This is a genomic window from Bacillus sp. FJAT-27001, assembly GCF_019039175.1.
GTDB classification, from domain to species: Bacteria; Bacillota; Bacilli; order Bacillales; family Bacillaceae; genus Bacillus; species Bacillus velezensis.
The window spans coordinates 110,180-122,707 of record NZ_JAHOAA010000002.1; the positions used below are offsets into that span (position 1 = coordinate 110,180).

Annotated in this window: 10 protein-coding genes and 1 pseudogene; 6 read left to right on the plus strand and 5 right to left on the minus strand. The window is 44.7% G+C overall.

Annotated elements, in window-relative coordinates; all coding sequences use genetic code 11:
- The 3 genes and pseudogenes from BGM27_RS05275 to BGM27_RS05285 all read left to right on the plus strand — a co-directional run.
- Positions 1 to 493, plus strand: a 493-nt coding sequence (locus BGM27_RS05275) for a BclA C-terminal domain-containing protein (RefSeq protein ID WP_217031213.1), incomplete at its 5' end; no start/stop codon positions are given.
- Between the two features lie 853 nt (positions 494 to 1,346).
- Positions 1,347 to 1,754, plus strand: a complete 408-nt coding sequence (locus BGM27_RS05280; RefSeq protein ID WP_007408033.1) for a hypothetical protein — start codon at positions 1,347 to 1,349, stop codon at positions 1,752 to 1,754.
- 336 nt (positions 1,755 to 2,090) lie between these two features.
- Positions 2,091 to 2,646, plus strand: a pseudogene (locus BGM27_RS05285) (SMI1/KNR4 family protein).
- A gap of 137 nt (positions 2,647 to 2,783) precedes the next feature.
- On the opposite strand, the gene BGM27_RS05290 reads toward BGM27_RS05285, so the two are convergent.
- Both BGM27_RS05290 and rpsD read right to left on the minus strand, forming a co-directional pair.
- Positions 2,784 to 4,154 (minus strand): aldehyde dehydrogenase, encoded by a 1,371-nt coding sequence (locus BGM27_RS05290; RefSeq protein WP_007408035.1) that lies wholly within the window; start codon positions 4,152 to 4,154, stop codon positions 2,784 to 2,786.
- A 255-nt stretch (positions 4,155 to 4,409) separates the two neighbouring features.
- Positions 4,410 to 5,012: a 30S ribosomal protein S4 gene (rpsD, locus tag BGM27_RS05295; protein WP_003152406.1), complete on the minus strand. Its 603-nt coding sequence runs from the start codon at positions 5,010 to 5,012 to the stop codon at positions 4,410 to 4,412.
- Positions 5,013 to 5,302: 290 nt separating this feature from the next.
- Between rpsD and BGM27_RS05300 the strand changes: the two genes are divergently transcribed.
- A complete protein-coding gene (locus BGM27_RS05300) occupies positions 5,303 to 7,051 on the plus strand; it encodes a sensor domain-containing diguanylate cyclase (protein ID WP_007408036.1) in 1,749 nt (582 codons plus the stop codon).
- Between the two features lie 34 nt (positions 7,052 to 7,085).
- Here BGM27_RS05300 and BGM27_RS05305 read toward each other — a convergent pair whose 3' ends face one another.
- On the minus strand, positions 7,086 to 7,568 hold the full coding sequence (locus tag BGM27_RS05305; RefSeq protein ID WP_007408037.1) for a GAF domain-containing protein: 483 nt from the start codon (positions 7,566 to 7,568) through the stop codon (positions 7,086 to 7,088).
- 125 nt (positions 7,569 to 7,693) lie between these two features.
- Here BGM27_RS05305 and refZ point away from each other — a divergent pair, with 125 nt between their 5' ends.
- On the plus strand, positions 7,694 to 8,317 hold the full coding sequence (gene refZ, locus BGM27_RS05310) for a forespore capture DNA-binding protein RefZ (RefSeq protein WP_007408038.1): 624 nt from the start codon (positions 7,694 to 7,696) through the stop codon (positions 8,315 to 8,317).
- Here the strand turns inward: refZ and hisJ are convergent.
- A complete protein-coding gene (gene hisJ / locus BGM27_RS05315; protein ID WP_020954270.1) occupies positions 8,307 to 9,119 on the minus strand; it encodes a histidinol-phosphatase HisJ in 813 nt (270 codons plus the stop codon). The two genes, refZ and hisJ, sit on opposite strands and share 11 nt — an antisense overlap.
- A 195-nt stretch (positions 9,120 to 9,314) precedes the next feature.
- Between hisJ and ezrA the strand changes: the two genes are divergently transcribed.
- Entirely contained in the window at positions 9,315 to 11,006 is a 1,692-nt protein-coding gene (gene ezrA / locus BGM27_RS05320) for a septation ring formation regulator EzrA (RefSeq protein ID WP_007408039.1), read from the plus strand.
- A 113-nt stretch (positions 11,007 to 11,119) separates the two neighbouring features.
- Here the strand turns inward: ezrA and brnQ are convergent, their stop codons facing one another.
- Positions 11,120 to 12,460, minus strand: a complete 1,341-nt coding sequence (brnQ, locus tag BGM27_RS05325; RefSeq protein WP_007408040.1) for a branched-chain amino acid transport system II carrier protein — start codon at positions 12,458 to 12,460, stop codon at positions 11,120 to 11,122.
- Positions 12,461 to 12,528: the final 68 nt, after the last annotated feature.

Sequence of the window (12,528 nt, forward strand, 5' to 3'; positions counted from 1 at the left end):
AACTGGAGCGGCGGGAGTCACTGGAGTGACCGGAGCCACAGGAGATATCGGTCCAACCGGAGCCACCGGAGCCACAGGATCTGGGCTATCAGAATATGCTTATGTGTACAATCTAAGTGCAGAAACGGTAGCTATAGAGGCTCCGGTAATTTTTGACTCAACTGGAATCACTACTGCTGGCATTACACATGCCCCTGGAACAGCTCAAATTATAGTAACCACTCCAGGAGATTACGAGGTCACTTTTTCAGTCTCGGGTGTAGAGCCTAACCAATTCACTTTATTTGTAAATGGAGGGCCGGTGACGAACACAGTTTACGGTTCAGGAGCTGGTACTCAACAGAACAATGGTCAGGCCATAATTACTCTAGCAGCAGGTGACATTCTTACTCTTGTAAATCATACTTCTGCAGCAGCAGTTACTCTTCAAACTTTAGCAGGGGGAACGCAAACAAACGTAAACGCTTCTATTGTTCTCAAAAAATTAAATTAGATAAGTGGTTTAAATCTCCATATTAAACAAGAAATGCGAATGACTTAAAAAAGCTTATAGAGCTTAATATACAGCTTTAGAAGGATGAAGAAATTTAAAATATAAGCAAACTCATCTAATTTTTTTATATAAGGTATTATGGTAATAGGTAATAAACAGGCAGGCGCTTTCCCGCAGGGGAGGGTGCTTTAAATTTAAGGACAAAAGCCTCCAACTGTTAAGCGAGTCAACACAGTAGGAGGCTTTTCTCTTATGGGTGGTACAGCAGCAGTATTCTCTTACAAATCAAATATTCCCAGAAAGTTATGGCAGTATTCGTCTCTCGAGTAATGAAAAAAGTTTTATGTTCTCTGTAAACTGCGTCCGGTAAATCTCGGGATAAACGATTGGCGGTTAACGACTGAGTACGGGGGCAGTTTAGAAAGAATATGATTGGAGGGATTACATAAAATAATTAGTCAAGCCTTAGAGGAATTAGGAAAGAATGTGAGGTGTGCGGCTGAAAGGGTGCCCAATCTCAACCCTGTTATTATCCATAAAAAAGACATGGCAGCGCAACTACAGGAATTCAGTTCGGATTTAGGCTTGTCAGCAGATCTCCATCATTGCCTAGATAAAAAGGTAAAGAACTTATTAACGGCGTATATGGCTCACAAACGGCATATGCAATCCATGATTCCTGACGGCATTTAGGGTTAAAACAAAAGCAAAGCGCGAATCTCTACTAAACAGTTACTTTAGGACTTCTCAAAAAGGAACTCCTATTAAAGGGAGCAGGGTTAATTTTCAAATTGTTTAAATAAAAGTAAAAATATAGTATGTTAGACCAGAAAACAAATGAAGGAGGATTTGTATGAGGTTGTTAAAAAACTCAATCTGTTTACTTGTCGCAACTCTATTGTTTGCTATTGGATTTTCGCCGCAAACGAAAGCAACACAAGAGCACTCGTTTGGATTAGCAAAACCAGTAACCTTTGAAGAAAAAGAAACTTTAACAGTAAATAAGAATGGAGTGGCTAAGAGCAATAATAATGGCCAGGCTTCCGTCATTAAGGAGGCACGACAACTTGCCAAACAGGATAGCCACAATGAAATAACCTATAAGAGCCCCTTAGCTAAAGAAGAAAACAACATTGTTAATGTGCCAGTCGTTGAGAAAAAAGAAGAGAAAGCGCACACTAAAGCAGCTAGCTTAGTTACGATGTCCTACACAACAATATATGACCCCAACAAAAAATCCACACAACCACAATTAAAATAGCAAGCATAGTTGGCGAAAAGCCTATAGTCATTGAAGCCAGAAACGATTTATATGAAAGTAACACTTATAGCGGAAAATATGGAAGGGTTTTTCTCCATAACAGAGAATTTTTAGGAAAAGACATTAAAGTAGGTAAATCATATTCAAAGTCGTATTATCCTAAAAAGACAAAGTTGATCCAAAGTGGAATTGGAGTTGATTCGATATTCACCATGTGCTTCCGCTAAAGTATGGGGAAAAAATAACTTTAATAATTTGTATCCTCTCCCTCGTGATATGCACCAAAATCTATTAAATCCTTGGTGGGATAAATATTAATAAGTAAGAGGTGGCTCAATGGCAGTTTTTGTTGAAAAAACGCTCCAAGGTCTAAAAGAATTAATTGATGAAAAAGGCCGCTTAAAAATTTTAGGGAATGAAGGAACTCTTTTAGAGACAGAATGTACTTTCTCTAAAGGTGCAACAGATCTGGAGATTGAGAGTTTTGAGAAGAAAATAAAAGTCTCACTTCCTGAAGATTATAAAACCTTTTTAAAATTGCATAACGGAGCCAGAATATTTGATTTGTTGATTTACGGTGAGAATGTGGGTGGGGGTTTGCATATTCTTAATTTAGAAGAGATTGAAAAGTATATGCAAAATGGTTTTTAGAGCCTCAGTTTATTCCTGTCGCACATCTGTTAGACGGATGTTATTTGTTAATTCACAAAACCAAAATGCCAGAGATCCAAACTATTTATGGTTCCGCGGATTTATTGAATATGAACCCATGAAACTTAATTTTGAGATATTTTTAGATAGGTATATTTTGTCTCAAGGATCAAGTTTTTGGGAATGGAATATCTATACTGCTGAGAATTATTATAGGACTCACCAGGGTGATGAGGATTAACCTTTCCTACAGTTGGGTTGGTTCATTTTTACTATTAGACTTCGATTTGAACTTTTAAAAATAGGTTTAATTTAGGAGACGAACCGATTAATTGGTGTATAGAGGATTTATAAAAAGCGCAGATACTCTGCGCTTTTTTATTTAAGTATTTTCCGAATCATTCGCAGCCCGTTTTTGGAAGAAGGATAACGGAAAGCGAAGTCGAAGCGGTTCGTTTGTTTGACGACGCTTTTTTTGTGCGTAAACGTGTTAAAGCTGTCAAATCCGTGATAGCTGCCGATGCCGCTTTCCCCGACGCCGCCGAATGGCAAATACGGCGTCGCAACATGCATTAACGTATCATTGATACAGCCTCCGCCAAACGACAGGTTCTCTAAAACAGCGCGCTCAGTTTCTTTGTTTGTGGTGAAGAGATACAGGGCGAGCGGCTTTGGGCGCGATTGGACTTTCTCGATGACTTCATCGATATCGCCGTATGTAAACAGCGGAAGAATCGGCCCGAAAATCTCCTCCTGCATCACTGGAGAGTCATCCCTCACTTGATCTAGAATCGTCGGCGCTATTTTGTGGTGATCAGGATTAAATTGTCCGCCTGTAAGCGGGACGCCATCATTCAGAAAGCTGAGCAGCCGCTGATAGTGGCGTTCACTGACGATTTTGCCGTACTGCGGATTTTGTTCAGGCTGAGGGCCGTAAAATTCGCTGATCGCACGCTTCATTTCTTCTGTGAGCTTCATTTTGATATCTTGGTGGACAAATAAATAATCCGGTGCGATGCAGGTTTGCCCTGCATTTGTAAATTTCCCGAAGATAATGCGTTTGGCGGCAAGCTGTATATCAGCATCCTTATGGACAATGCAGGGACTTTTGCCGCCGAGCTCCAAGGTAACGGGAATTAATTGTTTGGCGGCGGCCTCCATGACGATTTTTCCCACGGCAACGCTTCCAGTGAAGAAAATATAGTCAAAGGGCTGCTGTAATAACACAGTGCTGACGTCGGGCCCGCCCTCCGCCATAGCGACATAGTCACTAGGAAAAACGCTGCTGATGAGTTTGGAAAGAACAGCGGAAACCGCCGGCGTATATTCTGACGGTTTGAGAACGACCGTGTTTCCCGCTGCAATGGCTCCAATCAACGGAGAAAGCGCCAGCTGCAAGGGATAGTTCCAGGGCGCAATCACCAAAACGGTTCCATATGGCTCAGGGATAATTATGCTTTTCGAGCCTAGGTGAGTCAGAGGCGTTTTGACTCGTTTCGGTTTGACCCATTTTCCCAGCCGCTTCATCACAAAACTGATTTCCTCCAGTACAATTCCGATTTCTGTCGTGTACGACTCCTGTTCGGATTTGTGGAGATCCTGATAGAGAGCGGCTGTTATATCGGCTTCTTGTGTTTTGATGGCTTGTTTCAGCTTTTGCAGCATGTTCAGTCTCGATTCTAGCTGTCTCGTATGCCCCGCCGCAAAATAGGCTTTGTGTTTGCTGACGATAGAGGGGATGCTGTTCATTCAGTCGCTCCTTTTTTGTAAGGTATGATGATTCATTATGTAAAAAATCGCTTCTGCTTGTCAAATGGGTTTTTCTAATGTACATGTAGCTGAAAAGCCAGTTGGCACATAAAAAAAGCCCCTGTCCGGGGCTTTTTTTAATAAAGAGAGGGAGCATCTGTCCATTATTCTGACAGCCCAAAAGAAAAACCCCGGAAACATTGTCATCACAACATGTCCGGGGTTTAATCCAATGCTCTTTAAAGAGCGTTTTACTTAACGGGAGTAGAACTCAACGATAAGCGCTTCGTTAATTTCCGGAGCAAGCTCAGAGCGCTCTGGAAGACGAGTGAATGTACCTTCAAGCTTTTCAGCGTCGAAAGTAAGGTACTCAGGAACGAAGTTGTTTACTTCTACAGATTCTTTGATGATAGAAAGGTTTCTTGATTTTTCGCGAACACCGATTGTTTGACCAGGTTTTACTTGGTAAGACGGAATGTCAACGCGGCTTCCGTCAACAAGGATGTGACCGTGGTTAACTAATTGGCGAGCTTGACGGCGAGTGCGTGCAAGACCGAGCTTGTACACAACGTTATCAAGACGTGCATCTAAAAGAATCATGAAGTTTTCGCCGTGTTTACCAGTCATTTTTGCAGCTTTGTCAAACAATGTGCGGAATTGACGTTCGTTTACACCGTACATGTGACGAAGTTTTTGCTTTTCTTGCAATTGCAAACCGTATTCTGATAGTTTTTTACGCTGTCCCGGACCGTGGGGGCCTGGTGCGTAAGGGCGTTTTTCTAATTCTTTACCTGTACCGCTAAGAGAGATTCCTAAACGGCGAGACAGTTTCCAAGATGGACCTGTATAGCGAGCCATAATGTGACTCCTCCTTTGGTTTTATTTTGTGGAAAATAAAAACCGTCTGTTCGATCCGACCGTGCACATTTTGTTTTCATGTATCCTCGCTCCAGCAGCAGAGAGTTACACGATACACCTTAAAGCTAAGGAACAAAATGCAAACACAGAAGCTGAACAAAAAGGCTGCAATATTTCACACAAAGAACATTATATGATTTTTCCCCACCGCCGTCAACCATTTCTCCATGAAGAGTGCCGGTTTATGATATAATGTACAAAAATGAGTAGTACATGTTTAGGTGATAAAAATGAAAAAACAAACAATTGATGAAGTGACGGCCTTTCATCAGAAAATGCTTTCTTTTTTCTTAACGAAATCTGAATCCGTCTCATTATCCGACTCGCTGTTATGGCTGGCCTCAGCTCTAGAATCCTGCTTTACATCTCTTTCATTGACCCTTTCACCGGCAGAATCAACACGTTTCACCATAAAAACAGAAGATGAACCGCATTATGCTCCGCTGAAAGAGAGTGACGGCCGTTTTATGATCAGGAATCAGACCTCCGGCAGATCCTTTTATCTGTGCTCGGAAGGCGGGCTGCCGATCCCGGAATCATTGCCTGAGATCGTTACTCAGTTTATTAATCAATCTGTGAGACAAAGCGGGCTGTTTGACAAAACGAAGCATCAGCGGAAAATTCACAGAATGACAGAAATGTTCCATTCGCTTTTGGACCAAAATGAGGTTTTGGAAAAACTGCAGGCAAGTTTGAGTACGGCTTTCCGGTCTTTCCGTTTTTCACTGTTTATCACGCAGGATCAGGATACGGACAGACAGCTTCCCGCAAAAGAATTACATATGGACGGAAAAGATGCCGATCCGTCTGCCCTGAAGGTTTATTTATCGGGGAGACTGCTCAGAAAAGGCAGGTCATCTGCTTATCTGCCGATCAAAGGCCAGCAGGGGACTTACGGGGTTCTGAAGACGGAGGGGCTGCAGGATGCTGTTCTTTCGTGCAGTACTCTCAGTGAAATGCTGCTGCTTGCGGGCGCAGCGGGAAAAGCATTTGAAAATGCGCAGCTCTATGAGCAATCGAAGAAAAGCATTGCGAATCTGGAGCTCATTAATGAAACATCGCGCCAGCTGAATCAGCGCCTCAGACTCACTGATACGATGCGGGAGCTCGCCGCCATTATGACCCAATCGTTTCATGCGGAAGAAGTGGCTTTTTTTCATATTGATCATTTTGAGACGCAAAATCTGCTTCCGGGACATACCGCTTTTTTTAAGACAGAACGTGCGAACCCCTATATCAGCATTGTGAAAGAAAAGCTGTTCGAGGGAGAAAAGGGCGTGTTTATCGGCAGCGGAAAGACTGTATTCGGCGAAAACGGTTTCGGCTCGCTGATGGCGGTGCCGATGATCGAAAATGACACCGTCTTCGGGTTCGCGATTTTATTGAAAAAGGATTTGTATGCTTTTACGTTTGAAATGTATAAACTTTTTCAAGCGCTCATTCACCATGCGACATTGGCGGTTACGAACTCCATGCTGCGCGACAGGCTTGAGCATCTTGTTCAGACAGACCAGCTGACGGAGCTGTATTCAAGAACCTATCTGGATGAGAAAATTCAATACAGCATGAAAATTCATAAACGGGGTGTATTCATCCTCGTTGATATCGATAATTTCAAAAATATTAATGATACATACGGTCATCAAACGGGAGATTCGATCCTGATTCAGGTGGCCTCCGTTATGAAGAACCATATTCGTGAGCATGATGTCGCTGCGAGGTGGGGGGGCGAGGAGCTGGCTGTCTATCTGCCGAATATCAACGTGTCATCCGGAGAACGCATCGCTAAAAGGCTGGTTCGCGCCATCCGGGAAAATACCGAGCCGCGCGTGACGATTTCCTGCGGCGTTTCCTGCTGGTCAAAGACCGGCCCGATGCCGTTGAAATTGCTCGTTCAGCAAGCGGATGAGGCGCTTTATATCGCCAAACGGAACGGCAAAAACCGGCTGATCATCCATCAAAACAGCACGACGACATAAAAAAGGAGCCGACCTGCCGGCCGGGCTCCTTTTTTTATCCTAATCGTTTTTCAAGCGTTTCAACAAACTTTGCTAAATAGGTTTCATCCGTTTCATCAAAACGGTTTTTCACGGGGCTGTCAATGTCCAGCACACCGATCACTTCACCGTTTACGCGGATCGGGAGAACGATTTCTGACTGGGAAGCCGCGTCACAGGCGATATGTCCCGGGAACGCATTCACATCGGCAATCCGCTGCACGTCGCCATTAGAGTAGGCAGTGCCGCATACGCCTCTGCCGAACGGAATGCGCACACAGGCAGGAAGTCCTTGAAACGGTCCGAGCACGAGCTCGCCCTCTTTAGCGAAGTAAAACCCCGCCCAGTTGACTTCATGTAATGAATGGTATAAAAGCGCTGACGCATTCGCGTAATTTGCGATCGCATCCGTTTCATCTTCTGTCATGGCTTCGAGCTGTTTAAGCAGAAGCTGATAACTTTTTTCTTTATCTCCGGATTGTTTTTCGACATGAAACATGGAAAACCCTCACTTTTTCTATAATATCAAACAAAGTTCCGGCCGTTCTGCCGGCATTTGTCGAGAAGTTCTTACAGGAACGGCGCCTTTCTGCTTGAATTGTTACACATAAAGGGGTGAGCCGTATGAAAGTAAGCACCAAAGACAAAATTATTAACGCCGCTGTCCAGCTGTTTAACCAAAAAGGTTATTCCGGCACGTCCGTCCGTGAAATCGCAAAGTCAGCTGATGTAAATGTTGCGCACATCTCCTACTATTTTAAAGGGAAAGGCGGATTAATGGAACATTTAGTTTCCGAGTTTTACGAAGGCTATACTGAAGCGCTGGAAAAAGCCGCCGTCAGTATGAACGGTGAAGACGCGCAGGAACGCATCCTGCGGGTGATTTTCGATATTTTATCCTATCAGCACGATAACCGTCAATTAACGCGGTTTGTATACCGGGAAGTGACGATTGATTCCGTGCTTATCAGGGAAATTATGTCTACTTACTTAATGAAAGAAAAATATATTTTCCAGCTGGTGATTGAAGAAGGGCAGTCACGCCATAGACGGCTGACGCTGCCCGTGCCGCATTTTATTCTGCAATTGAAATCCCTCTTGATGATGCCGTATCTCCAGCCTCAATATATTACGGAGGTGCTCTATATGCAGCCTCATGAGCCGTACTTTTATAAAAGGTATTTTGAAGAGGTGAAGATCTGGATCGAAAGCGTGTTCCGACGGCCTGATGCGGCGCTTATGAAGTAATGATGTTTTTGTACGTTTCGTAGGAACTGCCGACATCTTCCGCTTGATGGGCGTCCGACCCGAATATGAGCGGGATTTTTTTTTGCTTCGCCGTCTCAGCCATCCAATCCTCCATGTATACTTCCCCGGCAAACTTCTTTCTGAGCCCGGATGTATTCACATCCAGCTCCATTCCGTGTTCTTTCACGGCGTCAAGACAGCGGGCCGCAAGCTCTCTTATTTGAGGTGACATGCTATAAGGGAAAAGGCGCACGAATTTTTTGACGAGCGTGATATGGCCGACCCGTTTTGGCTTAAAGGGGCCGAGCGGTGTTACAATGGAAGAATACACAGTTTCATAGTATTGTTCATATACGGCTTCAACGCTTCCGAAGCGGTCGGCAAGCTGCTGAAAGGCGTGCTCGTCAAAATCGAGGCATATATAAGACGGGCCGGTCTTCAAAAAATGAACGGATAAAATGCCGTCATCCAGTGAGGGGCCGTACGTGTTCAGAAACGCCGCAGTTTCCTCTTCATACCCTGTGATAAAATCGGTTTCTAGCCCAGTCAGAATGCTGATTTGTCCATCGTATTCCTTTTTCAGCTGTGACAGCCGCTCCAAATAAACCTCCATCTGTCTGAGATCCATCGCGCTGTCCTGAAGCGGTACGGGATCTTGAAATGACGGAGGAAGGGGGGCGTGCTCTGTAAATGTGATCGAGTCAAAGCCTCTTTCCAGGGCCTTTTCGACATATTGTTTCAGCGCATCCTTCGAGCCGTGAGGGCAAAAAGGGGTGTGGATATGAGCGTCTCGTTTTTCCATTTGTGTCACTCCATTAAAAAATTGCAGAATCCTGCCGAAATTATGCAAAAAGTTTTTGATTTCTGGTCAAAAAATGTTGGTTACATGGTATCATAATAACAATGAAAACGACAGATTTTCTCAATACATATATTGAAATCTTTCTGAATACATAAAACACCCTGACAGATTAAGAGAACAACAAGGGGGCTCATTATGGAGTTAGTCATCGGATTATTGGTTATACTGCTCGCGCTCTTTGCGGCGGGCTACTTTTTCAGGAAAAAAATTTATACGGAAATTGACCGGCTGGAGTCATGGAAGATTGAAATTTTAAACCGTTCGATAGTGGAAGAAATGTCCAAGATCAAACATCTGAAAATGACCGGAGAGACGGAAGAGTTCTTTGAAAGATGGCGCGAAGAGTGGGATGAAATTGTCACAGCCCATCTGCCGAAAGTAGAAGAGCTCCTTTATGATGCCGAAGAGAACGCCGACAAATATCGGTTTAAAAAAGCGAATCAGGTGCTTGTCCACATCGACGACCTCCTCACTGCTGCCGAATCAAATATAGAAGGCATACTGCGTGAGATCAGCGACCTTGTGACGAGCGAGGAAAAAAGCCGCGGAGAGATTGAACAGGTGCGTGAGCGGTATTCAAAAGCGCGGAAAAACCTTCTGGCGTACAGCCATCTCTACGGAGAGCTTTATAACAGCCTGGAGACGGATCTCGACGAAATCTGGAGCGGCATAAAAGAGTTCGAAGAAGAGACGGAAAGCGGCAATTACATCAAAGCGAGAAAAGTGCTGCTTGAACAGGACCGCAGACTGGATCAGCTTCAGACATACATAGATGACGTTCCGAAACTGCTTGCGGACTGTAAACAGACCGTGCCGAACCAAATTGCCAAGCTGAAAGACGGCTACCGGGAAATGACGGAAAAAGGCTACAAATTGGAGCATATTCAAATCGAAAAAGAGCTGGAGACCCTCACAAATCAATTGAAACGGGCCGAAAACGCGCTTTTAGAAGAATTGGATGTCGACGAAGCGTCCGCCATCCTTCAGCTGATTGATGAAACCATTCAATCGATGTATGAACAGCTGGAAGGCGAAGTGGAAGCCGGACAGTCCGTATTAAGCAAAATGCCTGAGCTGATCATCGCGTATGAGAAGCTTGAGGAAGAAAAAGACCGCACAAAAACCGAAACGGAGCTCGTCAAGGAAAGCTATCAGCTGACGGCGGGAGAAATCGGCAGACAGCATGCCTTCGAAAAACAGCTGGAAACGATCGGCCGGCTCCTTGAGCAGGCGAGAGAAAAGCTTGACGGCGAGCATGTAGCTTACTCGCTGCTGATTGAAGAAGTCGAGGCCATCGAAAAGCAGATGGAAGAGGCTCAGAAAGAACATGCCGAATACCGTGAAAATCTGCAGGCGCTCAGAAAAGAAGAACTGCAGGCGCGGGAAACGCTGATGCATCTTCGGAAAACCATTTCTGACACGGCCCGAATGCTGCAAAAAAGCAACGTGCCGGGAATTCCTGAACAAGTCAAGGACAAGCTCGAGACGGCAAATCATCATATAGAAGAAACCGTCAGCCAATTGGAAGAGCTGCCGCTGAACATGGAGGAAGCCGCCAAACATCTGGCTGAAGCCGAAAAGGTGGTTGAGGAAGTCAGTGAAGAGGCGGAAGATCTTGTGATTCAGGTGAAGCTGATTGAGCGGATCATCCAGTACGGCAACCGCTTCCGAAGCCAGAATCATATTTTATCCGAACAGCTGAAAGAAGCGGAACGGCTGTTTTATGCTTACCGCTATAATGAAGCTTATGAGATGGCGGCAGATGCTGTTGAAAAAGCAGCTCCCGGCGCCGTGAAAAAAATTAAAGCTGATCAATCTGCTTCATAGACGCATAAGCAAAAACTGCACCCTGATGGAAATCAGAGGTGCAGTTTTTTAGTTTCTCACGGAATATAAAAAGCGCCTGCGGCTGATATACATCAAACCGCAGGCGCTGAATGTTACGATTTTGCTTTATTTAATTCGATGGGCGGGCTGGTAAAAAATGTGATGATGCAGCCGATGATCGCTCCGGCAATGCCCGGAAGCACCCAGCCGATTCCCATGCTGTAAAGCGGAAGATTTGCGTTTAAGAATGAATCTAATGATCCGAGCGGAATGCCGGCTGCCTTCAAACCGTCCAGGATACTGAACAGCCCCGTTCCGATCAGGCAGGCGATATAGACTTCGCGTCTTTCCTTGAACATTTTATCAATAAAGGAAAGGACGATAATGACAATCGCCAGCGGGTAAATGGCTGATAAAATAGGAACTGAAAATGCAATAATTTCAGCAAGTCCGAAATTTGAAATCGCCAGGCTGAAGAGCGTGACAATCGTCACCACCATTTTGTATGATAAAGCGGGAATCAATTTTGAAAAATATTCGCCGCAAGATGTGACAAGCCCGATGCTTGTCGTTAAACACGCAACGGTGATGGCGGCGCCGAGAACGATGTTTCCCAGTGAACCGAACAGGTAATCAGATGAAGCTGATAAAATCTTTGCGCCTTCGCCGAGCGGCCCCACAGCGTCCGTGCTTGTCGCTCCCAAATAGGCCAAAGATAAATAAATGAATGTCAAACCTGCCGCTGCAATCAGACCCGCTTTAATACAAGCGGCGGCGAGCGCTTTACGCTGGGTGACGCCCCTGCTTTTAACAGCGTTGACGACAACGACGCCGAAGACGATTGAGGCGAGCGCATCCATTGTTTTATAGCCTTCCAAAAATCCTTTGAACACCGGCGTTCCGGAATATGCCTGATGTACGGCGCCCAGCCCGCCCATCGGAGTGACAATGGCTTTTACGACGATGATTAAAATAATACCGAATTTAATAGGAGTCAAAATCTTTCCGACTCTGTCCACGATTTTGGACGGGTTAAGAGCTAAATAATACGTAATAGAAAAAAAGATCAACGTGAAAACAAATAAAGATAATCTTTCCGGAATGCCGCTTAAAAACGGAACTGCACCGATTTCATATGAAACGGTTCCGGTTCTCGGAATCGCGAAAAGCGGCCCGATTGATAAATAAAGCACAACGGTGAAAATAGTCCCGAATACCGGATGAGCTTTATCGGCAAGCCCTTTCGCGTCTTTGCCCGTTAATGCGATGGCGATAATACCCAAAAGCGGCAGACCAACGCCGGTCAGTAAGAAACCGCCCATCGCTTTCCAGACATTATGCCCCGCCGCTTGCCCGAGCTCCGGCGGATATATCATATTTCCTGCCCCGAAAAAAAGTGCGAAAAGCATGAAACCGATAATAACGGTATCTTTGACAGGTAGTGAGTGTTTCATAAAAATCCTCCTAAATACTATGTTGAAATATTCTGTCAATTAATTGTCAGATAATATAACAAAACGAA

Coding starts and splice junctions, on each gene's coding strand:
- refZ (WP_007408038.1), top strand. CDS start 7,694: ATGAAAGTAAGCACCAAAGACAAAATTATTAACGCCGCTGTCCAGCTG.
- brnQ (WP_007408040.1), bottom strand. CDS start 12,460: ATGAAACACTCACTACCTGTCAAAGATACCGTTATTATCGGTTTCATG.
- BGM27_RS05290 (WP_007408035.1), bottom strand. CDS start 4,154: ATGAACAGCATCCCCTCTATCGTCAGCAAACACAAAGCCTATTTTGCG.
- ezrA (WP_007408039.1), top strand. CDS start 9,315: ATGGAGTTAGTCATCGGATTATTGGTTATACTGCTCGCGCTCTTTGCG.
- BGM27_RS05280 (WP_007408033.1), top strand. CDS start 1,347: ATGAGGTTGTTAAAAAACTCAATCTGTTTACTTGTCGCAACTCTATTG.
- hisJ (WP_020954270.1), bottom strand. CDS start 9,119: ATGGAAAAACGAGACGCTCATATCCACACCCCTTTTTGCCCTCACGGC.
- BGM27_RS05300 (WP_007408036.1), top strand. CDS start 5,303: ATGAAAAAACAAACAATTGATGAAGTGACGGCCTTTCATCAGAAAATG.
- BGM27_RS05305 (WP_007408037.1), bottom strand. CDS start 7,568: ATGTTTCATGTCGAAAAACAATCCGGAGATAAAGAAAAAAGTTATCAG.
- rpsD (WP_003152406.1), bottom strand. CDS start 5,012: ATGGCTCGCTATACAGGTCCATCTTGGAAACTGTCTCGCCGTTTAGGA.